Here is a 22,243-nt window from a genome sequence, read left to right as displayed (position 1 = left end):
GATCACGTCCCGGCGGCGCCGTGCCGGCCCCGGCGCAACCCCGCCTCCGCCGCGGCAAAGCGCTCAGGATCGGCCAGCACCCGCGGTACCTTGTGCTGCCCGCCGAGCTTCCCCTGCGCCCGCATCCAGCCGGCGAAGGCGCCGGGCGGCAGCACCACCACCTCCGGCGCCGCCATCTGCCCGCCCTGCCGATGCGCAGCGTAGTCCTCGTTCGCCGCGACCAGCGCCGCATCCACCGCGGGGGCGAGCCGCTCCGCCAGCGCCGGCGCGGCCGCCGCCTCCGGCTCCACCAGCCAGCGATGCGTCCCCTGCGCGCCGCGGAAGACCGGCCCCACCGTGTAGTCCGCCACCGTCATGCCGAGCGCCTTCGCGGCCCCGAGCAGCGCCGCCTCGATCTCCTCCCCGCTCAGATGCTCGCCGAAGGCCGAGAGGCTGTAGGAGGTGCGGCCGGTGACCAGCAGCCGCGGCGGCGCCCGGTCGACGAAGCGCACCGTATCGCCGAGCACATAGGACCAGAGCCCGGCGCAGGAGGTGACGATGACGGCATAGTCGATGCCGGTCTCGATGGTCGCCGCCCAATGGCGGGTCGGGCTCGGCCCGTCCAGCTCCGCCAGCGGGACGAATTCCCAGAAGACGCCGCAGTCCAGGGTGAGCCGTAGGCCCTCCCCGTCGCCCCGGTCGGCCACCGCGGCGAAGCCCTCGCTCGCCGGATAGACCTCCCGCGTCGCGCAGCCGCCGGGCAGGAAGGGACGCAGCCGGTCGCGGTAGGGCGCCCAGGCGACGCCGCCATGCACCAGCAGCTCCAGCCCCGGCAGCGGCGGGGTGCCGTGCCGCTCGGCCAGGCGCCCCAGCAGCACCAGCAGCCAGCTCGGCGTGCCGGAGAGGACGCGGATGGCGGCGGCCGGCGTCGCCTCGGCCAGCACCGCCAGCTTGCGGTCCCAGTCGGGGAGGAGGGCAATCTCCGCCGGCGGGAAGCTCCAGCGGTGCAGCAGCGCCGGCACCTCCGCCGCGGCGATGCCGGAGAGATCACCCTGCCGCACGCCGGGCGCCACCCGCTCCAGCGCCGTCGACCCGCCGAGCATGAAGGACGGCCCGCCGAAGATCGCGCTGCGCGGATGGTGGTGCAGGTGCCAGGCCAGCACGTCGAGCGCTGCCCGCCGGTTGCCGCGCATCATCGGGGCGGTGACGGGGATGTATTTCGTGGTCCCCGAGGTGGTGCCCGAGGAGAGGGCGAAGTAGGGCACCCGCCCCGGCCAGGTGACGTCGACCAGCAGCGGATAGGCGGGCTGCCACCAGTCGCGCCAGAAATCCTCGTAGCGCCGCAGCGGCACCCGCGCCTGGTAGCCGGCGACGGTGCGGAGGTCGGCGAAGCCGTGCGCCTGGCCGAACCGCGTGCCCGCCGCGCGCCGGAGCAGCCGGTGCAGCAGGCGCTCCTGCGCGGCGACGGGATCCATGCGCTGCACCTGCGCGATGCGCAGCGCCGAGGCTGCGCGCAGCAGCGGCGTCGCATCGAAGGGCGGCAAGGCGCGGCGCGGCCCGGTCAGGCGGCCGCGCCCCTCCGGCGCAGGCGCCGAGCCGCCCCCGCCGTCGGGCGCGCTCACGGCCGGAGCACCGTCACGCGTGGGAATTCGGTCGCGACCGTCTCCGGCCGCAGCGGCAGGCGGATGCTGCGCCCCTCGCGCCAGAGCGGGATCTGGTCGGCGAAGGCGGCGCTGCCGAGCCAGCCATCCTGCCCGCCGAACAGGGTGAACCAGTTGGAGTCGAGGTCGGCGAGGTCCGAGACGTAGCGCGCCATGGAGCCGAAGCTCACCTTGTGCGGGCCGTTGACGAGGCCGTGCCCCGTCTTCATCGGCGTCTCGCGCGAGCCGCCGACCGGCAGCTCCTGCAGCACGAAGGCGCGGCCGAGCACCGGCAGGTTCACCAGCCAATGCGCGGCGCGCAGCTGGTGCACGTCGCCCCAGGCCCGGTGACGCGCGGCGAGCGGCGCCGCCTCCGCGGCCGCCTGGCGCAGCAGGGCGGCGCGGCGCTCCCCCGGCAGGGCATCGAGGTCGCGGAGCAGGAAGGTGGTGATGAAATTCCAGCCCGTCTCCGGCCCGCGCCCGCTGCGGCCCTCCGGCAGCAGGCCGGGCAGCAGCTTGGCCAGCACCAGCTCAAAGAGGAGGGCGGCGCGGCTGTCGGCGGCATAGTCGCCGTCCCAGCCGCGCAGCGGGGCGAGGAACTGCGGTGCCCCGCCCGGCTGGGCGTCGAAGCGGGCGAGCAGCCCGGCGGCCAGCACCGCGGCCTTCGGCGCCAGGGTGTCGCGCTGCAGGGCGGCGAGGTCGCCGGGCGTCAGCTTCGCCCGGGCCAGCAGCAGGGCGCGCAGCCGGGCCACGCGGTCGCCGTCGCTGAAGAAGTAGCTGATCGGCGGCGGGTCCTGCGCCCAGAGGGCCGGGTTCTCGTTCGCCGAGGCGAGGACGCCCTCCGGCGGGTTCTCGAGCGCCGGCAGGTCCCGCGCATGCAGCAGGTGCGACCAGGTCCCGGTCGCGGACGGGTCGGCCCCGTCCAGCACCGGGTCCCCGGCGGGGAAGCCGCTGCGGGCAGGGAGGATCGCCGCCGTCAGCCGCCCGATGGTCCCGGCCCGGTCGGCATAGAGGAAATTCTGCGGCGAGACGGCGAAGCTGTCGAAGCTCGCGCGGAACTCGGCGCCGCTCCGGGCCCGGGCGGCGCGCAGCAGGCTGGTGATCTCATCCGCGGGCTCCTGCCCGGCCCAGCGCAGCGCGATGGCCTCGCCCGGCCGGCTCGGCACCACGCTCGCATCCGTCAGCACCGGCCCGAGCGGCGAGACCCGCACCCGCCGCGTCGTGCCGAACCAGAAGCGTTGCCGGATCGTGGTCTCGCTCTCGGTGAAGGCCTCCGGCGGCAGGCGGGAGACGTCGAAGAGGTCGGAGGAGGCGGCGCGCAGGTTGGTCCCGCCCCAGGCTACGTCCGGGTTCCGCCCGAGGCCGATGATCGGCACCCCCGGCACCATCATCCCGACCGCATGGAAGGAGGGCGAGCGCATCCCGACCAGCAGCCAGAGATTGGGCAGCGACAGGCCGAGATGCGGGTCCGAGGCCAGCATCGCCGCCCCCGAGGCGCTGTGCGAGGGCGCGACCGCCACCGCATTGCTCCCCGCCCGCGACAGCCCGGCCAGCAGCCCCGGCAGATTCGCCTCCCGCGGCGCTGGCGGGGTGAGGTTGGCGCCGGCCTCCAGCGTCCGCCGCCAGGCCGCGGCGAAGCCCGGCTTCCCCCGCTCGGCGAGCAGCGAGAAGTAGGAGAGCCAGTTCACATCCGTCCCCGCCAGCCGGCCGATCGCCAGCAGGTCGGTGGGGGTGAAGGCCTCCCGCCGCAGGCCGAGCAAGCCGAACTCGGGCGGCCGCGGCCCCTCCAGCGCGGCCTTGTTCAGCCCGGCGAGGAAGGCGGTCATGAAGGCCCGGGTCTCGGGCGGCCAGCGCCGCTCGATCTCGGGCGCCGCCCGGTCGAAGCCAAGGATGCGGATCGCATGGTCGTAGTCCCGCGCCAGCGGCCCCGCCATCTCGGAGAGCCGCCCGCGCGCCACCATCCGCAGCAGGGCGATCTGGCCGCCGCGCAGGTGCCCGTGCACCAGGCCGAGCGCATAGGCGAGGTCGGCATCCGACCCCGCCTCGACCCAGGGGACCAGGTGCTCGTTCCAGCGGATGGTGACCGGACCGGCGAGGCCGAGCCCCTGCCGCGGCAGGGTGGCCAGCCGCTGGTCGATCCCGGCCGGCCGCGGCGCCAGGGCGCCGCAGCCCGGCAGCAGGGCGAGCAGCGCCAGGGCGAGGGCCTTGCCCCGCCGCCTCCCCTTCGACTCCGCCACCCCGCCCTCCCCCTCGACGCCCCGGGGGAGATTGGCCGGGGGACCCGTCCGGCAAGCCGCTGAAACGAAACCGTGGGGTTCAGCCGCGCTCCGCAACATGGCGGATGGCATCGACCAGTCGTGCCAGCTCGATCGGCTTGGTCAGCAGCTCCAGCGGGGCGGAGCCGTCATGCAGCTCGCCCTTGCCGCCGTCGGGCGGGTAGCCAGTCATCACCACCACCGGCAGCTCCGGCCGCCCGGCGCGCAGCCGGGCGATCAGCTCCCGCCCGTCGAGCCGCGGCATGCGGAGGTCGGTGAGCAGCACGTCGAAGCGGGCGCCGCTGCTGGCCAGCGCCAGCGCCGCCTCGCCATCCGGCGCGGCCAGGACCTCGAAGCCGGCATCGACCAGCCCCTCCTCCAGCACCTCGGCGGCGAGGCGCTCATCCTCGGCCATCAGGATGCGGAGCATTGGCGCATGGCTCATGCCGGACGTTCTCTCGCCAGGGGCAGGGCGACCTGGAACACCGCACCGGCGTCCCGGTTCAACCAGCCGAGCCGCCCGCCCATGCCGCGCAGGATGCCGGCGGCGATCGGCAGGCCGAGCCCGGTGCCCTCGCCCGGCTCCTTGCTGGTGACGAAGGGCTCCAGGATGCGCGAGCCGAGCGCCGCCGGGACGCCGCCGCCGGTATCCTGCACGGCGAGCGTGATCTGCCCGGATTGCGGCCCGGGGCGGAGGGTGACGTGGATCTGCGCCGGGGCATCCGGCTCCTGCCGCCGCCGGCGCAGCACGGCGTCGCGGGCATTCTCCAGCAGGTGGAGCAGGGCCTGCTCGAATTGCGCGGCGCGGCCGAGCATCGGGAACGGCTCCGCCGCCTCGATCGCAACCTCGATGCGGTCAAGCGCCCAGGAGCGCCGCGCCACCTCCACCGCCGCGGCGGCGGCCTCGGCGGCGTCGAAGGTCTCGGCCTCGCCCGGCGCGTCGCGGGCGAGCTCGCGCATCCGCTCCAGCAGGGCGCCGAGCCGGCGGGTCTGGCCGAGGATCACCTCGATCGCCCGGCGCGGCGCGACAGCGCCATCGAGCGTGGCGCGGGCGCGGTCGGCCCAGAGGCTGATGATGTTGACCGGCTGGCTCATCTCATGGGCGACGCCGGCGCACATGGCGCCGATGGTCGCCCGCCGCGCCGCTTCCACCAGGTCCGCCTGCAGCCGGCGCAGCTCGGTCACGTCGCGCAGGCTGCCGAGCAGGCGGCGCGGTTGCCCCTCCAGCACAGGCAGCGGGACGAGCACGGTGTGCCAGTGCTGCGTGCCCTCGGCGCCGGCGATGGCGGTCTCCCAGTCGCGCGGCCTGCCGCTGGCGAGGCAGGCGGTGAAAGCCTGGTCCAGCTCGAGGGCCGGAGCGGCCTCCAGCAACGCGACCGGGCCGCTGCCCTCGACCGCCTCGCGCGGCCGGCCGAAGAGGCGGCAGAAGCTCGGATTCACGGTTTCGAAGACGAAGCCGCCGCGCTCCGCTCGCACGACGAAGAGCGCATCCGACATGTGCTCGAAGAAGCCGGCCAGCCGCGCCTCGCTCTGGCGCGCCCGCATCTCGGCCTCGCGCCGTTCGGCGACCTCGCGCGACAGCGCGGCATTGGCATCGGCCAGCTCGCCGGCGGAGGGCAGGGCGAGCACCCTGGGCAGCAGCGGCCAGAGCGCGACGGCGGTGACCACCGACACCGCCGCCGTCACCGCCTTGACCGTGCCCTCCAACCCGTAATCCGGGTACCACAGGGTCCAGATCGAGAGGAAATGCGTCGCACCGCAGGCCAGGATGAAGAGCGCGAACAACTCGAAGGCCCAGGGGAAGACGAGGTCCCGCCGGCGCAGGGCGATCATGATGAGGACGACCGGGATGGACCAGTAGGCAAGCCCGATCAGCGCATCCGAGACAATGTGCAGCCAGAGCAGCTCGGGCCGCCAGAGCAGGCAGACGCCGTGCGGCGCCAGGGCATCGGTATCGAAGAATGCGGCCAAGTTGGGCATCAGGGTCAGACCACCAGTCATACAAGAACGGCCGTGTGCAACAGTACGCGCGAGCTTAGGAGCTGGATACAACCCGAACGTGTAGGCGGGGTTGAGATACTTAGAAAATCATGGATTGAGCAACGCGTGATGATGCGACTAACCTGCAGGTTGCTAGTTGCAGACCACGCTATCGCACGACGCGTCAATCAATCCCGGCAGGATTATCGCGAGTGTCGCAGCTCAGCGACGCCGGGAAGCCCGGGTGAGCGCCAGCACCGGCAGCAGCCCTGCAGCCACGATGAGCAGGGCGGAGGTGCTGGCCTCCGCCAGCCGTTCATCGGCGGCGAGGTTGTGGACGCGGACGGCCAGCGTGTCGAAGTCGAAGGGACGGATGATGAGCGTCGCCGGCAGCTCCTTCATCGTGTCGACGAAGACGAGAAGGCCGGCAGTCAGCAGGCTGCCGCGCGCCAGCGGCAGCTCCACCCGCAGCACCGCCCCGGCCGGCCCGGCGCCGAGGCTGCGCGCCGCCTCGCGCAGGCTCGGCCGCAGCCGCGCCAGGCCCGCCTCCACCGCGGAGAGGGCGACGGCCAGGAAGCGCACGAGATAGGCGAAGACCAGCGCCGCGATGCCGCCTGAGAGCAGCAGCCCGGTCGAGACGCCGAAGCGCGCCCGCATCCAGCCATCCAGCGCATTGTCGAACAGCCCCAGCGGCACCAGCGTGCCGACCGCGATCACCGAGCCGGGCAGCGCGTAGCCGAGCCCCGCGATTCGCAGCGCCGCCCGCTGGCCCGGCCGCGGGTGCAGCCTTGCCGCCCAGCCGAGCAGCGCCGCCAGCCCGACCGCGAGCAACGCCGCCAGCGCGGCAAGGATCATGCTGTTGCGGGCGAAGGGCAGGAAGCGCTCGGGCGAGAGCGGGTCGCCGACCTGCAGCATCAGCACGAGCAGCGTCCCCGCCGGCACCAGGAAGCCGAGCGCCACCGGCAGCGCGCAGGCGAGGAAGGCGGCCGCCGCCCACCACCCGCGCAGCGGCGCCGGGCGCAGCGGCACCTCCCGCGCCGTGGTCGCATGGAAGCGCCGCCCGCCGCGGCTCGCCCCTTCGGCGACCAGCAGCAGCGCCGCCAGCCCCATCAGGCAGGCGGCGAGCTGGCTGGCCGCGCCGCGGTCGCCGAGGCTGAACCAGGCCTCGTAGACGCCGGTGGTGAAGGTGCGGATGGCGAAATGCTGCACCGTGCCGAAATCCGCCAGCGTCTCCATCAGCGCCAGCGCCACGCCGCCGGCGATGGCCGGGCGCGCCATCGGCAGGGCAAGGCGGAGGAAGCAGCCGCCGAGCGAATGGCCGAGCGTCCGCGCCGCCTCGACCAGGCCGAGGCTCTGCTGCGCGAAGGCGCTGCGGCAGAGCAGGTAGACATAGGGGTAGAGCACCAGGCCGAGCATCAGCGCCGCGCCGGGCAGGCTGCGGATCTCGGGGAACCAGTACTGCCCCCAGCGCAGCCCGGTCGCGTTGCGGAAGCCCGTCTGCACCGGCCCGGCGACATCGAGCAGCCAGGTATAGGCATAGCCGCAGACATAGGCCGGCATCGCCATCGGCAGCAGCAGCGCCACCTCCAGCACGCGGCGCCCGGGAAAGCGGCAGGCGGTGACGAGCCAGGCCGTGACCGTGCCGGCCAGGGCCGTGATCACCGCCACGCCGAGGGCCAGCAGGGCGGAATTCCCGAGCATCTCCGGCAGGGTGGTGCGGGCGATGTAGCGCGAGGCGGCGCCCAGCGGCCCCGCCGCCGCCGCTAGCACGGCGAGCAGTGGCGCGGCGACCAGCGCGGCCAGCGGCAGGGCGAGCCAAGCCCAGAACGGAGCGCGGCCCATCGGCGCCTATTCGGCGGCCTTCTTCGCCTCCCACTCGGCGACGGTGAGGCGCGGCACCTCGATCCGGTCCGTGGTGCGGGCGTACCAGCCGCGGCCATGCATGCGGCCGACCAGGTTCAGCTTCGGCGTGTCGACGTAGCACTTCGCAGGATCGAGCACGCAGTCGTCCTGGATGTGCATGGCGACGACGCGGCCGAGGACGATGGTGTGCTCCCCGGCCGGGATCAGCTGGAAGGTGACGCATTCCAGCGCCACCGGACTCTCGGCGATGCGCGGCGGCTTCACCTTGGCAGAGGCGATGCGGGTGAGGCCGGCCTCGGCGATCTCGTCCACCCCGGCCGGAAAGTCGACCGCCGTGGCATTCATCTGGTGCACCGCTTCCTCCGGCACCAGGCAGACGACGAACTCGCCGGTCTCCCGGATATTGGCGCAGGTGTCCTTCAGCGCGCCCGGCGCCTTCGGCCCGCAGCCGATGCCGACCACCACCGGGTTGGAGGAAAAGGCATTGAAGAAGGAATAGGGCGCCGCATTGGTCACGCCCGCCGCATCCCGGGTGACGACCCAGGCGATCGGCCGCGGCACCACGGAGGAGACGACCAGCTTGTAGCGGTCCTGCGGGTTGAGCGTCTCGAAATCGAACAGCATCGGTGGCGCATCCTTCCTCGCGGCGGGCGGCCGGAAAGTGACGTCCGGCGGCGGGCCTGTCGAGTGGGCGTTTGCCGGATGTTAAAACCTGCCGGGACATGCTGGGCGCATGAGGAGATCCCCGATGCGCCTGTTCCGTGACCTGTCAGTCGGCCGAAAATTCGCCGCCAGCGCCATCCTCGCCGTCCTGCTGCTGGTCGGCCTCGTCGGGCTGGTGCGGCGCGACCTCGGCCTTGCCCACGAGCAGGCCCTGGCGGAGCGTGCCGCCATCGCCGCGGCGCGGGCGGCGCAGCAGGCGGCGATCCATGTGGCCCGCATCGGCGGCGCCGCCCGCGGCCTGACGACGGCGCAGAAGCCGGAGGGCCTGGCCGCCGAACTCGCCCAGGTGGAGGAGGAGGCGCGGCTCGCCCGGCATGAGCTGGAGGTGGCCGGCGCCATCGCGGTCGCCCACGACACGCTGGCGGACGCCGCCTCGGCGCTCGGGGAGTACCAGGCCGTGGCGGCCGAGCAGGCCGCGCAGCGCCGCCAGATGATCGCCGAGCGCGACGACCCCCTGGCCCGCGCCAGCAGCGAGTACGACCAGGCCTACGAGGCCGCCGCCTCCATGGTCGATTTCGACGTGCCCGCCGCGCTGCGGGAGGAAGCGAGGCAGCGGCTGGGCACGCTGCATGGCGCGGTGAACGAGGTCCGCCTCGGCATCCAGCGCTTCCTGGCGACCGAGGACGAGGCGCAGGCCCGCCGCGTGCGCCGGGCCGCGGCCCAGCTCGGGGTGCATCAGCGCGCGCTCGCCGCGCTGATCCCCGAGGGCAATGCGCGGGCGCCGCTGGAGCGCCTCGCCGCCCTGGCACAGGCCACCGGCCGCTCCTCGGTCGAGGTGGTGCGGCTGGCCGAACCCATCGCCACCCTGCGCACCCAGCGCGCCAACCCCGTCCGCGAGGCGCTGGAGGCGCGCATGGCCACGGCCGAGCGCCTGCTGGCGGCGGAGGCGGCGCAGCCCGGCGAGGCCAGCGCGGCGGCGGCGGCCCAACTGGAGCGCAACGTGCTCTGGATCGACGTCGCGGTGGCCCTGCTGCTGGCCCTCTCCGGCTGGGCGAATGCCAAGGCGATCGGCACCCCGCTGCGCCGGCTGGCCGGGGCGGTGCGCGCCATCGCCGCGGGCGATGCGACCGCGCAGGTGCCGGACCAGGCGCGCCGGGACGAGATCGGCGGCATCGCCAAGGCGCTCGAGGATCTCCGCGGCACGGTGCAGTGCGCCTTCGCCCAGCAGCAGATGCTGGAGCAGCTGCCGATAGCGGTGATGACCGCCGATCCGCGCGACGGCTTCCGCATCGGCACCATGAACCCGGCGGCCCGCGCGCTGCTCGGCCAGGTCGCCCACCTGCTGCCCTGTCCGGTGGAGGACTTGCCCGGCCAGAGCATCGACGTGCTGCATCGCCATCCGGAGCGGCAGCGGGAGCTGCTCAGCGATCCGAGCCGCCTGCCGCACAAGGCCCGGATCCAGCTGGGCGACGAGGTGCTCGACCTCACCGTCAGCGCGATCCGCGATGCGGACGGCAACTACGTCAACGCCATGCTGGTTTGGTCGCTGGCCACCGCCCAGGCGCGGCTCGCCGACCGGTTCGAGGCGGAGATCGGCGGCGTGGTCGGCGCGGTCTCGGCCGCGGCGGCGCAGATGCAGGCGGCGGCGCGGGCGCTGACCGGCGCCTCCGAGACCAGCGGGTGGGAGGCGGAGGCGGTCGCCGCGGCCGGGCAGCAGGCCGGCGCCGACGTGCAGGCGGTTGCCGCCAGCGCCGAGGAACTGGCCGCGAGCGTCGCCGAGATCAGCCGCTAGGTGGCCGACGGCGCCTCCGTCGCCCGCGACGCCGCCGCCGAGGCGCGGGCGACGGACGAGACGGTGCAGGGCCTTGCCCAGGCGGCGCAGCGCATCGGCGACGTGGTGCGGCTGATCGGCGACATCGCCGGGCAGACCAACCTGCTGGCGCTGAACGCGACGATCGAGGCCGCCCGCGCCGGCGAGGCCGGCAAGGGCTTCGCCGTGGTGGCGGGCGAGGTGAAGCAGCTCGCCGGCCAGACGGCCAAGGCCACGGAGGAAATCGCCAGCCAGGTCGGCGGCATCCAGTCGGCGACCGAGAAGGCCGTCGCGGCGCTGCGCTCCATCGGCAGCATCATCGAGCGCATCAACGAGGTGACGGCGGCCATCGCCGCGGCCGTGGAGCAGCAGGGCAGCGCCACGCAGGAGATCGCCCGCAGCGCCGGCCAGGTCGCGGCCGGCACGGCGGATGTCGCCCGCCGCATCCAGGACGTGCAGCGCGCCGCGCGGGAGACGGGCGAGGCCTCGGCCAGCCTGCTCGGCGCGGCGGATGGGCTGAGCGGCGATGCCGGCACGCTCCGCGCCCGCGCCGGCGAGTTCCTCGAGGGGATCCGCCGGGCATAGCGCCCGGCCCTGGCCGGCGATAGCCTGCGCTTGAAATCCCTGGAGGAGCGCAAGGCCATGCAGCCGATCGAGCAGGTCCCGGCCGTCTATCACCGCCGGGTCGGCGACATCACCCTGACCGCCATCGGCGACGGGCATCTCGATGGCTCCATGGCCGTCATCCAGAACATCGCGCCGGAGGAGGCCGCCCGGATGCTGCGCGAGGCCTTCCGCCCGGTGCCGCGGCGGACGGCGGTGAACACCTTCCTCATCCGCTCGGCCGGGCGGACGGCGCTGGTCGACACCGGCTGCGGCACGGCGATGGCGGCGAGCGCCGGCAAGCTCTTCCGCAACCTGGCGGCGGCGGGGGTGGACCCGGGCGAGATCGACACGGTCTTCCTCACCCATATGCATCCCGACCACTCGAACGGGCTTTCGGCCAACGGGCTGCCGCTCTTCCCCCGGGCGGAGCTGGCCATGCATGAGGCGGAGCACCGCTTCTGGCATGACGACGCGCATATGGCGCGGGCCGACGAGGCCAGCCGCGAGCGCAACTTCCAGGCCTGCCGCGACCAGTCGGCGCCCTATCGGGACCGCTTGAAGCTGTTCAGCAGCGGCGAAGTCTTCCCCGGCGTCACCGCCATGCCCTTCCCGGGCCATACGCCGGGGCATAGCGGCTACCTGCTCGCCTCGGGCGGGGAGAGCCTGCTGGTCTGGGGCGACATCATCCACCTGCCCGAGATCCAGGTGCCGCGGCCCGAGGTCACCATGGCCTTCGACATCGACCCCGCCCAGGCCGAGGCAACGCGGCGCCGCGTCTTCGACATGGTGGCGAGCGAGGGCTTGGCGGCCGCCGGGATGCACATGCACTTCCCCGGCCTGCTGCACCTGGCCCATCGCGGCACGGGCTATGCGCTGGTCCCGGAGGCCTGGGCGACCGCGCTCTAGCGTGGCAGGGTGCGCCGCCACCAACGCAATGGGAGGAATGGCGCATGCTCGCACCGGGTCGGCCGAAGCCGAAACCAACGCCCGAGACCCAGCATTTCTGGGACGGCTGCAAGCAGGGCAAGCTGCTGCTGCAGCGCTGCGGCGACACAGGCCGCGCCTATTTCCCGCCGCGGCCCTTCAGCCCCTATACCGGCACGCGCAATGTCGAGGTCTTCGAGGCCTCAGGCCGCGCCAAGCTCCACAGCTACGTCATCCACCACCGCCCCGTCCCCGGCTTCACCCCGCCCTATGCGATCGCGGTGGTGGAGCTCGAGGAAGGTCCGCGCATGATGACCAACATCGTCGACTGCGAGCAGACGCCGGAGGCGCTCCAGCTCGACATGCCGATGGAGGTCGCCTTCACCCCGCTCGACGAGGAGGTCACGCTGCCCCTCTTCCGCCCGGCCAAGGAGAGCAAGTGATGATCCGTCCGGGAGAGATCGCCGTCGTCGGCGCCGCCGAATCGACGAAGATCGGCGCCGTGCCCGGCATGTCGCAGATCATGCTGCATGCCGACGCCGCGCTGAACGCCATGGAGGAGACGGGGCTGAAGCCCAGCGACATCGACGGCGTCGCCTGTGTCGGCCCGATGATGCCGCAGCAGATCGCGCACTACCTCGGCATCACGCCGACATGGGTGGACGGCACCGGCGTCGGCGGCTGCTCCTTCATGCTGCATGTGCGGCATGCGGCGGCGGCCATTCATGCCGGCTATGCGAAGACCATCCTCATTACCCATGGCGAGAGCGGCAAGTCCCGCATCAACGCGACGCCACGGCCGCCGGAGCCCGAGGGCCTGAACGGCCAGTTCGAGGTGCCCTACGGCCCCTTCGGCCCGCCGACGCTCTTCCCCATCCCCGTGCTGCGCTACATGAAGGAGCGCGGCGTCAGCCACGAGGACCTCGCCATGGTCGCCGTGGTACAGCGGGAATGGGCGGGCAAGAACCCGCGCGCCATGTTCCGCGACCCGATCACGGTCGATGACGTGCTGAACAGCCGGATGATCGCCTATCCCTTCCGCATCCTCCAATGCTGCCTGGTGACGGATGGTGGCGGGGCGCTGATCCTGACCAGCGCCGATCGCGCGAAGGACTTCCCGACCAAGCCGGTCTACATCCTCGGCACGGGCGAGTCGGTCGAGACCAACATGGTCTCGCAGATGGAGGACTTTACCTCCTCGCGCGCCTTCCGCGTGGCCGGGCCGACGGCGATCGAGGCGGCGGGCATCGACCGCTCGGCCGTGGATCACATGATGATCTACGACGCCTTCGCCCATCTGCCGCTTTATGGGCTGGAAGACCTCGGCTTCTGCAAGCCGGGCGAGGCGGCGGGCTTCATCCGCGAGGGCAACACCCGCCCGGGCGGCAAGCTGCCGCTCAACACCAATGGCGGCGGCCTGTCCTACACCCATACCGGCATGTACGGCATGTTCGCCTTGCAGGAGAGCATCCGGCAGATGCGCGGCACGGCGCCGGCCCAGGTGCCGAACGCCAAGGTCTCGGTCTGTCATGGCGTGGGCGGCATGTTCAGCGCCAGCGGCACGGTCGTCTTCGCCAACGAGAAGCCGTGACGAAGCGGGGCGGTGCTGCGGCGCCGCCCCATCCAACCCACTGATTTTCAAAGCAGAAAAGGCATGGTGGGCGCAACAGGGATTGAACCTGTGACCCCTACCGTGTCAAGGTAGTGCTCTACCGCTGAGCTATGCGCCCATGCCTTGTGGAGCGGCTATCTAGCCCGGCATTGCCGTCACGGCAAGCCATCCCGCAGCCGGTGATGACACTTCTCCGCAGCTATGGCTTGATCGGTCCCGATGGACCTTCCCCTGACCCCGGATGCCAGGCCGCCGCTTCAGGATGAGCTGCAGCCCTACTGCCTCGTGCGTCCCGCCGCGCATCGCGTGCCGGTCATCTTCGCCTCGCCGCATTCCGGGCGGGCCTATCCGGCCGATTTCGTCGCCGCCGCGCGGCTCGACCCCGTGGCGCTGCGCAAGTCGGAGGATGGCTTCGTCGACGAGCTCTTCGGCGCCGCCCCGGCCGAGGGCATGCCGCTCCTCGCCGCGACCTTTCCCCGCGTCTTCTGCGACGTGAACCGCGAGCCCTGGGAGCTCGACCCGGGCATGTTCGACGGGCCGCTGCCGCCTTGGGTGAACACCGCCTCGCCCCGCGTCGGCGCCGGGCTCGGCACCATCGCCCGGGTGGTGGCCTCGGGGGAGGCGGTCTATCGCCGGAAGTTGAGCTTCGCCGAGGCGGAGGACCGCATCCGCCGCTTCTGGCAGCCCTACCATGCGGCGCTGGCGGCGTTGATTGCCGAGACCCGGGCCGAGTTCGGCACCTGCCTCCTGATCGACTGCCACTCCATGCCGACCCACCCGGCCCAGGCCGCCAACCCGCCCGACTTCGTCCTCGGCGACGCGCATGGCACCGCCTGCGCCCCGCGCGCGACCCGGCTGGTGGAGGAGGCGCTGGCCGGCATGGGCTACCGAGTGCGGCGGAACGACCCCTATGCCGGCGGCTACGTCACCCGCCATTACGGCCGCCCGCGGGAGGGCGTGCATGCCTTGCAGATCGAGGTCGCCCGGCCGCTCTACATGGATGAGGCGCGGATCGAGCGCCTGCCCCGCATGGCGGTGCTGCAGGCGGACATCACCCGGCTGATCGTCGGCCTCGCCGCGACGGATTGGCGCTTTCTGGCCTAAGGCACGTCCGTAATCGCGGGATCGCGGTTCAAGCTGTTGTTTTTCCGCGCAACTTGCGCCTTCGGCGTCCCGGCCTCCGGCGGCGGTGCTCTGCCTCTCCCGGCGCGCGGACAAAAAAAGGGCGGTGGCTTGCGCCACCGCCGAGTTTAGGGAGGAAACGTCCAAGAAAGACAACAACCCGGCAACGCCGTGTTGCTGCGATGCACAATCTAGGTCCGGCCTGGGCAAGGTGCAAGCGCTTTTTTGCAGTGCAGCAACGCAATGGACGCATAGGTCCTCATGCGGCGAATTCCGCCCGGATGGCCGCGCCGTGCTGGCCGAGCGCGGGCACCGGGCCGAGGCTCCGCGCCCCGTCCGAGAGCCGCGCTGGCGGCGCGCCGATCGCGACCGGCCCCGCCTCCGTCTCCACCGCGACACGGCGGAAAGCCGGGTGGGTGCGGAGCCCCTCGCAGTCATTGACGAAGCCGAAGGCGATGTTGGCCCTTTGCAGCTTCTCCGCGCAGGCCGCACGGTCGAGCGAGGCGAACATCCGCGCGATATGCGCATCCACCATCGGCCGGTGGGCCACCCGCTCGTTGTTGCTGCGGAAGCCCTCGCGCTCCGGCAGGTCCGGCTCCTCCAGGAAGTGGGTGCAGAAATTGGCCCATTCCCGCTCGTTCTGGATGGAGATGAGCACCGGCACGCCGCCCGCCGTCTCGAAGGCGCCATAGGGGCAGATGGAGGGATGGGCGAGGCCGATGCGCGGCGGGTTCCGCCCAGTGCCCTCGTATTGCAGCAGCGGCACCGTCATCCAGTCCGCCATGCCGTCGAAGAGGCTGACGGCGATGCCCTTGCCGCGGCCGGTGATACCGCGCTCGATCAGCGCCTCCAGCACCGCCGCATGGGCGTTCATCCCGCAGGCGATGTCGCAGGCGGAGACGCCGACGCGCCCCGGCCCCTCGGCCCGTCCGGTGATGCTGGCGAGGCCCGATTCCGCCTGCACCAGCAGGTCATAGGCCTTCATCCGGGCGTACTCGCCCTCCTCGCCATAGCCGGAGATGTCCACGGTGATGAGGCGCGGATGCCGCTCGCGCAGCGCCGCCGAGCCGAAGCCGGCCCGCGCCATCGCCCCCGGCGCCAGGTTCTGGATGAAGACATCCGCCCGCGCCACCAACCGCTCCAGCAGCGCCTTGTCGCCGGGCGCCTTGATGTCGAGGCACAGGCTCTCCTTCCCCCGGTTCAGCCAGACGAAGTAGCTCGACAGCCCCTTGGCCGCCGCGTCATAGGCCCGGGCGAAGTCGCCCTCGGGCCGCTCGATCTTGATCACCCGCGCCCCCGCATCGGCGAGGCGCGAGGCGCAGTAGGGCGCGGCGACGGCCTGCTCCATCGAGACGACGAGGAGACCTTCGAGCGGTTTTGATCCTGCCATGTCAGTTCCCCATCGTCTGCGCGCGCTTCGGATCGAGCCAGAATCCCGCGCCGCCGCCACGGAAGACCCGTCCGTCCGCGATGTCGGCCGCCACGACGAACTGCTTGGCGACCGTGAGCCGCCATTGCGGGATGCCGCTGCCGGGAGGGTAGTGACGCCAGGCCTCGCTCGCCGGGATGGTCGGATCCTCGCCGGACCGGGGCAGGATCTTGGCGATGCGGTCGGGGCCGCTGCTCACCATGCTGGCCGCGATCTCCTCCTGCTTCTTCCGGAAGCCGGAGGGTGTCAGCATGCAGCGCAACGACGCCTCGACCGTCTCGCGGCCGTTGCCTTCGCGCGGATGGCCGCTCCGCCCGCCGGACGAGTTGGAATAGCCGAAGAATTCGAACTCCCCCGCTTGCACGCGATCCATCAGCAAGAGGAGCCACCAGCCGCCGTCCAGCCTGCCGGCGGAATAGCCGATTCGCCTCTCGATCTCGTCGGAGGGCTGGTTGATGACGGAGCATAGCCTGGTGATGCAGCCATCCGCCGTGACGCGTCCACCGAGCGTCGGAGGCCAGGGGTTGACGGGCATCTCAGTAGCTCCGCGGCATCCCGAGCACGTGCTCGCCGACATAGCTCAGCACGAGGTTGGTGCTGATCGGCGCCACCTGGTAGAGCCGCGCCTCGCGGTACTTCCGCTCCACGTCGTATTCCTCGGCGAAGCCGAAGCCGCCATGCGTCTGGATGCAGGCCTCGCCCGCCGCCCAGGCGGCCTCGGCGGCGAGCATCTTCGCCACATTCGCCTCCTCGCCGCAGGCCTCGCCGCGCTCGAATTTGGCGAGGCCCTGCTGCAGCAGCGCCTCGGCGGCGCGCATCTGCGCATAGGCGCGGGCGATGGGGAACTGGACGCCCTGGTTCTGCCCGATCGGCCGGCCGAAGAGCACGCGCTCCTTGCTGTAGCCGACGGACTTGCGGATGAACCACTTGGCGTCGCCGATACTCTCGGAGGCGATCAGCAGCCGCTCCGCATTCATGCCGTCGAGGATGTAGCGGAAGCCGCGGCCCTCCTGGCCCACCAGGTTCTCCGCCGGCACCACCATGTTGTCGAAGAAGACCTCGGTGGTGTTGTGGTTCATCATCGTCCGGATCGGGCGGATGGTGAGGCCGTTGCCGAGCGCGGCCTTCATGTCGACGATGAAGGTCGAGAGCCCGTCGGTCTTCTTCGCCACCTCGCCGCGCGGCGTGGTGCGGGCCAGCAGCAGCATCAGGTCGGAATGCTCGGCGCGGCTGGTCCAGATCTTCTGGCCGTTGACGACGTAGTTGTCGCCCTCCCGCTTCGCAAAGGTGCGGAGCGCCGTGGTGTCCGTCCCGCTGGTCGGCTCGGTGACGCCGAAGGCCTGCAGCCGCAGCTCGCCCGAGGCGATGGCCGGCAGGTAGCGCTGCTTCTGCGCTGTGCTGCCATGCCGGAGGATGGTGCCCATGATGTACATCTGCGCATGGCAGGCGCCGGCATTGCCGCCGGAGCGGTGGATCTCCTCGAGGATCGCGGCGGCCGCCGAGAGCGGCAGCCCCGCCCCGCCATATTCCTCCGGGATCAGCGCGCCGAGATAGCCGGCCTCGGTGAGGGCGCGGACGAACTCGGTCGGATAGGCGCGCTCGCGGTCCACCTCGCGCCAGTATTCGCCGGGGAACCGGGCGCAGAGCTTCGCCACCTCCTCGCGGATCTCGGCATGCGGGTCGGCGATCGGCATCGACTGGTCCATGGCGTGTTCCTCCGGGCTTCGGGATTAGGGCGCGCTCCGGGCCCTGGCAAGGACGGGGAGGATGCGCCCGGGCGAGGCTTCACGGAATTCGAAATCAGCGATGGCACCCATAACCATCCGCTATAGGCTGTGGGAATGGACCTGAAGCAGCTCCGCACCTTCCGCGAGGTCGCCGATTCCGGCTCGCTCAGCCGCGCCGCGGACCGGCTGCACCTGGCCCAGCCCGCCCTCTCGCGCCAGATCCGCCTGCTGGAGGCGGAGATCGGCCTGCCGCTCTTCGCCCGGCACGGGCGCGGGATGCAGCTCACCGAGGCCGGGGTCGCGCTGCTCGAGCGGATCGACGGCCCGGTCCGCCAGCTCGAGCGCGCGGTGGAGGAGGTGCGCGGCTTCGCCGGCGCCGTCGCCGGGCAGGTGGCGCTCGGCATGATGCCGACCATCGCCACCGTCCTCGCGGGGCCGCTGGCGCGGCGGGTGGCGCTCGAGCATCCCGGCCTCTCGCTCCGCATTGTCGAGGGCTATACCGGCCATCTCATCGAATGGGTCCAGCGCGGCGTCACCGATGCGACGCTGCTCTATGGTCCGGCAACGGCGCTCCATCTCCGCGTCACGCCGCTGCTGACGGAGGAGATGGTGCTGGTCGGCGCCGCCGGCAGCGGCATCGGGCCGGAGCCGGTGCCCTTTGCCGCGCTCGCCGGCCGGCGGCTGGTGATGCCGAGCCGCCAGCACGGCCTCCGCCGCATCCTCGAGGCGGCGGCGGCCCGAGCCCGCATCGCCCTCGGGGTGGCGGTGGAGGCGGACAGCTTCGGCGTGTTGAAGGAACTCGTGGTGAGCGGCATCGGCGAGGCGGTTCTGCCCCGCTCGGCGATCCGGGCGGAGGAGGAGGCCGGCCGCCTCCGCTCCGCCCCGCTGGTGCGGCCGGTGGCGCGCCGCCAGGTGGTGCTGGCCCTGCCGACCGACCGCGCGCCCTCCCGCGCCACCGCGCTGGTGCTCGCCCTGCTGGCCGAGGAGGTCGCCGCCCGCGAGGCCGCCGGCGACTGGCACCGGATGGAGGGAGCTACCGCCGGGGCAGCACCGCCTCCAGCGAGGTCCGCACCATCACCGCCGAGGGCCCCGGTGCCCGCAGCGCCGCTTCCAGCGCCGGCAGGTCGCCCTGGCCCTCCACCACCGTCACCGGCACCCGGAAGGCGGCGCACCAGGCGGCGAAATCCGGATTGACGAGGCTGGTGCCGGAGACCCGGCCGGGATGCGCCCGCTCCTGGTGGATGCGGATGCTGGCATAGCTGCCATTGTCGGAGAGGATCAGCGTCATCGGTGCCCCGCGCGCCACGGCGACGGCGAACTCGCCCCCCGTCATCAGCGCGCCGCCATCGCCGACGAGGCCGATCACGCGCCGCTCCGGATGGCGCAGCGCGGCCGCGACCGCGGCCGGCACGCCGAAGCCCATCGCGCCCGAGACCGGCGCCAGCAGCCGCTGCGGCGGCGCCCAGCCGACCTTGCGATAGAAGGGCGCGCCGAAGGTCCCGGCATCGAGCGTGACGATGGCATCCGCCGGCGCCACCCGCTCGATCAGCCTGGCGACCTCGGCGAAGGCGACGCCATCCGCCCACTGGCACGGCGCCACTTGGCAGTCGGAGAGATGCAGGTCGTGCAGCCGCGCCACCCAGGCCTCGCGCCCGGCCGGCGCGCCCGGCGCCTCCCAAGCCAGCGCGCCGATGGTCGCCCGCGCGTCGGCGGCGATCGCCAGCTCCGCCGGGAAGAGCCAGCCGAGGAGGCGCGGGTCGGCGCAGACATGGACCAGCCGCTGCCCCGGCGCCGGCCAGGACCAGCCCTGCGTCGTGATGTCGGTCAGCCGCGTCCCCAGCGCCAGCACCAGGTCGGCCTCGGCGAAGGCCGCCCGCTGCGCATCCGGGTTGCGCAGGCCGAGATCGCCGGCATAGAGCGGATGCCGGTTGGGGAAGAGGTCCTGCCGCCGGAAGGAGACGGCGACCGGCAACGCCCAGGCCTCGGCGAAGGCGCGTAGCGCCTCCCGCCCGCCCTCGGCCTCGAAGCCATGGCCGGCGAGCAGGATCGGCCGCTCCGTGGCCCGCAGCATTGCGGCGAGGCGCGCGGCATCGGCGGGCGAGGGGGGCAGGGGGCTGGGCAGGGTCGCGGGCAGGGCAGGGGCGACACAATCCGTCGCCAGCACATCCTCCGGCAGTGCGAGCACCACCGGCCCGGGCACGCCGCCGCAGGCCTGCGCATGGGCCCGGGCGATCAGCTCCGGCACCTGCTCCGCATCCGTCGCCTCGCCCACCCATTTGGCGATGCCGCGGAACATGTTGGCGTAGTCGATCTCCTGGAAGGCGTTGCGCCGCAGGTCCCGCCGCTCCACCTGGCCGATCAGCAGGATCAGCGGCACCGCATCCTGCTCCGCCGTATGCACGGCGATGGAGGCATTGCAGGCCCCCGGCCCGCGCGAGACGAGCACCACCCCGGGCCGCCCCGTCAGCTTGGCATCGGCGACGGCCATGAAGCCCGCCCCGCCCTCGCTCCGGCAGGTAACGAGGTCCACCGGCGAGCCGTGCAGCGCATCGAGGAGTGCGATGTAGCTCTCGCCCGGCACGCAGAAGGCGCGGTCGATGCCCTGCGCGCCTAGGAATTCGACGATGCGCTCCGCCGCCGTGGCCATGCCTTGCTCCCTGAGCGTGATCGCCACGGGCCGGAATGGCCGGGGGCGTGAAACACGCGATCAAACGACTGCCCGAACCACGATCTGCTGGCCGCGGGTCGTGGCCTAGTTGCGGGTCTCCGCCGCCGTCTCGATGCCGAGGATCCGGTCGCCCGCGACCCCGATGCTGGCGCGCAACTGCGTGCTCCGCTGGCCCTCTGTGCGGAAGGCGAGCGCGCACTCCCATCCCGCCCGCTCTCCTGTCGGCGGGTTGCAGGCGAGGCCGAGCCCCTGCAACCGCTGCAGCAGCGGCGTCACCGGCGTGCCGGGCGGGAAGTCCTGCGCCAGCTCCGCCTTCAGCGCCGCAGCCGCCCCCGCTGGCCCGAGCCGCTGGAAGCGCTCGAGCGGCGAGGCCGCCTGCTCCTGCCCGCCGAGCCAGGACGCAGCCGCCACCGCGGCGAGGATCGCCCCGCCGAGCAGCGTCGCCCGGAGCATGGTGCCGCGCTGGACCGGGAGCGCCCCGGCCGCGGCCTCCGCCTCCGTCATGCGGCGCGGTGGCGGCGGATCAGCCGGCCCGGCGTCTCGCCGGTGAGGCCAGCGCCGGCGCGGAAGGTCGGGACGCCATTGGCCCAGACCTCTTCGATTCCCTCCGATTCCTGCTTCGGGTCCTCGAAGGTCGCGCGGTCGATGATCCGGTGCGGGTCGAACAGCACGAGGTCGGCATAGGCACCGGGCTGCAGCACGCCGCGGTCCACCATGCCGAAGAGCGAGGCGGTGCGGCCCGTCATCTTGTGGATCGCCGTCTCCATGTCGAGCAGGCCGAGCTGGCGCGAGTAGAAGCCGAGCACGCGCGGGAAGGTGCCCCAGAGGCGCGGATGCGGATGGTCGTCATGCGGGATGCCGTCGGAGCCGATGACGGACATCGGATGCGCCATGATGCGCCGCACATCCTCCTCGTCCATCTGGAAGGTGATGGCGCCGGCGGGGCTCAGCTTCTCCGCCGCGGCGCGCTGGTCCATGTTCCAGTTGCGCGCCACCTCGGCGAGGTCCTTCCCCGCGAATTCCGGATGCGGGACCGACCAGGTGATGATCACCCGCACATCCTCGCGCAGCCGGTCGGGCATCAGCACCGTGGAGCCGGCCGGGTAGGGGTACATGTCGTAGGCCACCTCCTGGAGGGAGGCGCTGGCCTCGAGCAGCGCGAGGGTCTGCACGCTGCGGCCGTAATTCTCCGGCATCGAGCATTTGTGGTGGCTGATCCAGACCGGCACGCCGACCTTCTTGCCGATCTTCAGCGTCTCCTCGATCGAGGCGCAGACGCGGTCCGCCTCGTCCCGCATATGGGTGAAGTACATGCCGCCCGCGGCGCGCAGCGGCTCGGCGACGGCAATCACCTCCTCCGTCGTCGCATGCATGTTCGGCTTGTACCAGAGGCCGGTGGAGAAGCCCGAGGCGCCCTCGGCCAGCGCCTCGGCGACCATCTGCCGCATCCTGGCGATCTCGGCATCGCGCGCGGGGCGGTAGAGGTCCTCGCCCATGACGCGGTAGCGCAGCGTCTGGTGGCCGACGAGGGCGTAGGTGTTGACGGCGGCCGGCGTCTTCCGCAGCGCCTCGGCATACTCGCCGAAGCTGTCGAAGGCGAGGCCGCTGTCGCCGACGAGGTCGAGCGGCGGCGGCGGCCGGTCGCCGGTGATGCGCAGCGGCGCGAGCGACACGCCGCAATTGCCGACGACGACGGTGGTGACGCCCTGGCTCGACTTGCAGTGCAGGCAGGCGGGGCCGCAGAGCACGGCGCGGTCGTCATGCGTATGCGCGTCGATGAAGCCGGGCGCGAGGGCGCGGCCGGTGGCGACCACCTCCCGGTCGGCGCTGGCGCCGCCGAGATCGCCGACTGCCACGATCCGCTCCCCGGTGACGCCGACATCGCCGACGCGGCGCGGCCCGCCCGTGCCGTCGAAGAGGGTGGCATCGCGGATGATGAGGTCGCAGCGGAGGGCCATGGGCGTG

18 protein-coding genes, 1 tRNA gene and 1 pseudogene are annotated in these 22,243 nt (G+C 72.7%); 7 read left to right on the top strand and 13 right to left on the bottom strand.

From position 1 onward, the window contains the following. Positions 1-2 precede the first annotated feature (2 nt). The 6 genes from AC5JJ1_RS13815 to AC5JJ1_RS13790 all read right to left on the bottom strand — a co-directional run bounded on the left by AC5JJ1_RS13815 (position 3) and on the right by AC5JJ1_RS13790 (position 8,341). Positions 3-1,601, bottom strand: a complete 1,599-nt coding sequence (locus AC5JJ1_RS13815; RefSeq protein WP_495785682.1) for a GH3 family acyl-acid amido synthetase — start codon at positions 1,599-1,601, stop codon at positions 3-5. Continuing rightward, positions 1,598-3,856, bottom strand: a complete 2,259-nt coding sequence (locus tag AC5JJ1_RS13810; RefSeq protein ID WP_495785681.1) for a penicillin acylase family protein — start codon at positions 3,854-3,856, stop codon at positions 1,598-1,600. Before AC5JJ1_RS13810 ends, AC5JJ1_RS13815 begins: the two co-directional genes overlap by 4 nt. Positions 3,857-3,935: 79 nt before the next feature. Then, entirely contained in the window at positions 3,936-4,319 is a 384-nt protein-coding gene (locus AC5JJ1_RS13805; protein ID WP_495785680.1) for a response regulator, read from the bottom strand. Beyond that, positions 4,316-5,854: a sensor histidine kinase gene (locus tag AC5JJ1_RS13800; RefSeq protein ID WP_495785679.1), complete on the bottom strand. Its 1,539-nt coding sequence runs from the start codon at positions 5,852-5,854 to the stop codon at positions 4,316-4,318. The genes AC5JJ1_RS13805 and AC5JJ1_RS13800 overlap by 4 nt, the downstream gene beginning before the upstream one ends. Positions 5,855-6,076: 222 nt before the next feature. Beyond that, complete coding sequence (locus AC5JJ1_RS13795) at positions 6,077-7,696, bottom strand: ABC transporter permease (RefSeq protein ID WP_495785678.1); 1,620 nt, start codon at positions 7,694-7,696, stop codon at positions 6,077-6,079. A 6-nt stretch (positions 7,697-7,702) separates the two neighbouring features. Beyond that, positions 7,703-8,341: a flavin reductase family protein gene (locus AC5JJ1_RS13790; RefSeq protein ID WP_495785677.1), complete on the bottom strand. Its 639-nt coding sequence runs from the start codon at positions 8,339-8,341 to the stop codon at positions 7,703-7,705. A gap of 124 nt (positions 8,342-8,465) precedes the next feature. On the opposite strand from AC5JJ1_RS13790, the gene AC5JJ1_RS13785 reads away from it, so the two are divergent. Genes AC5JJ1_RS13785 through AC5JJ1_RS13765 form a run of 5 tightly spaced genes read left to right on the top strand, consistent with a single transcriptional unit; the run spans position 8,466 to position 13,311 of the window. After that, a complete protein-coding gene (locus AC5JJ1_RS13785; protein ID WP_495785676.1) occupies positions 8,466-10,172 on the top strand; it encodes a HAMP domain-containing protein in 1,707 nt (568 codons plus the stop codon). Further along, on the top strand, positions 10,173-10,775 hold the full coding sequence (locus AC5JJ1_RS13780) for a methyl-accepting chemotaxis protein (protein WP_495785675.1): 603 nt from the start codon (positions 10,173-10,175) through the stop codon (positions 10,773-10,775). Between the two features lie 57 nt (positions 10,776-10,832). Further along, a complete protein-coding gene (locus tag AC5JJ1_RS13775; RefSeq protein WP_495785674.1) occupies positions 10,833-11,702 on the top strand; it encodes an MBL fold metallo-hydrolase in 870 nt (289 codons plus the stop codon). Positions 11,703-11,746: 44 nt separating this feature from the next. Further along, entirely contained in the window at positions 11,747-12,163 is a 417-nt protein-coding gene (locus AC5JJ1_RS13770) for a Zn-ribbon domain-containing OB-fold protein (RefSeq protein WP_495785673.1), read from the top strand. Beyond that, positions 12,163-13,311 carry a thiolase C-terminal domain-containing protein gene (locus AC5JJ1_RS13765; RefSeq protein ID WP_495785672.1) on the top strand — a complete coding sequence of 383 codons (1,149 nt, stop codon included), beginning with the start codon at positions 12,163-12,165 and terminating at the stop codon, positions 13,309-13,311. The genes AC5JJ1_RS13770 and AC5JJ1_RS13765 overlap by 1 nt, the downstream gene beginning before the upstream one ends. A gap of 64 nt (positions 13,312-13,375) precedes the next feature. On the opposite strand, the gene AC5JJ1_RS13760 is transcribed toward AC5JJ1_RS13765, so the two are convergent. Continuing rightward, positions 13,376-13,450: transfer RNA gene (locus tag AC5JJ1_RS13760), tRNA-Val, on the bottom strand. 101 nt (positions 13,451-13,551) lie between these two features. Here AC5JJ1_RS13760 and AC5JJ1_RS13755 point away from each other — a divergent pair. After that, complete coding sequence (locus tag AC5JJ1_RS13755) at positions 13,552-14,436, top strand: N-formylglutamate amidohydrolase (RefSeq protein ID WP_495785671.1); 885 nt, start codon at positions 13,552-13,554, stop codon at positions 14,434-14,436. Positions 14,437-14,713: 277 nt separating this feature from the next. On the opposite strand, the gene AC5JJ1_RS13750 is transcribed toward AC5JJ1_RS13755, so the two are convergent. From AC5JJ1_RS13750 to AC5JJ1_RS13740, 3 genes are read right to left on the bottom strand one after another with little or no spacing between them, the layout of a single operon-like run. Beyond that, the gene (locus AC5JJ1_RS13750) at positions 14,714-15,844 is read right to left on the bottom strand and encodes a CaiB/BaiF CoA transferase family protein (RefSeq protein WP_495785670.1); all 1,131 of its coding nucleotides are present in this window, start codon (positions 15,842-15,844) and stop codon (positions 14,714-14,716) included. A 1-nt stretch (position 15,845) separates the two neighbouring features. Beyond that, positions 15,846-16,418, bottom strand: coding sequence for a hypothetical protein (locus AC5JJ1_RS13745; RefSeq protein WP_495785669.1), 573 nt, complete (start codon positions 16,416-16,418; stop codon positions 15,846-15,848). Position 16,419: 1 nt separating this feature from the next. Next, complete coding sequence (locus AC5JJ1_RS13740; RefSeq protein ID WP_495785668.1) at positions 16,420-17,589, bottom strand: acyl-CoA dehydrogenase family protein; 1,170 nt, start codon at positions 17,587-17,589, stop codon at positions 16,420-16,422. 135 nt (positions 17,590-17,724) lie between these two features. On the opposite strand from AC5JJ1_RS13740, the pseudogene AC5JJ1_RS13735 reads away from it, so the two are divergent. After that, positions 17,725-18,588: pseudogene (locus AC5JJ1_RS13735) on the top strand (LysR family transcriptional regulator); the annotation flags it as partial. A gap of 55 nt (positions 18,589-18,643) precedes the next feature. On the opposite strand, the gene AC5JJ1_RS13730 reads toward AC5JJ1_RS13735, so the two are convergent. The 3 genes from AC5JJ1_RS13730 to AC5JJ1_RS13720 all read right to left on the bottom strand — a co-directional run bounded on the left by AC5JJ1_RS13730 (position 18,644) and on the right by AC5JJ1_RS13720 (position 22,236). Further along, complete coding sequence (locus tag AC5JJ1_RS13730) at positions 18,644-20,257, bottom strand: thiamine pyrophosphate-binding protein (RefSeq protein WP_495785667.1); 1,614 nt, start codon at positions 20,255-20,257, stop codon at positions 18,644-18,646. A 105-nt stretch (positions 20,258-20,362) separates the two neighbouring features. Beyond that, positions 20,363-20,782 carry a hypothetical protein gene (locus tag AC5JJ1_RS13725; RefSeq protein WP_495785666.1) on the bottom strand — a complete coding sequence of 140 codons (420 nt, stop codon included), beginning with the start codon at positions 20,780-20,782 and terminating at the stop codon, positions 20,363-20,365. Further along, complete coding sequence (locus AC5JJ1_RS13720; protein WP_495785665.1) at positions 20,779-22,236, bottom strand: N-acyl-D-amino-acid deacylase family protein; 1,458 nt, start codon at positions 22,234-22,236, stop codon at positions 20,779-20,781. Before AC5JJ1_RS13720 ends, AC5JJ1_RS13725 begins: the two co-directional genes overlap by 4 nt. Positions 22,237-22,243 lie beyond the last annotated feature (7 nt).

It is taken from the genome of Belnapia sp. (assembly GCF_059504005.1).
The sequence above is the reverse complement of the archived record's forward strand: the minus strand, read 5'-3'. Positions and strand labels throughout refer to the sequence as shown.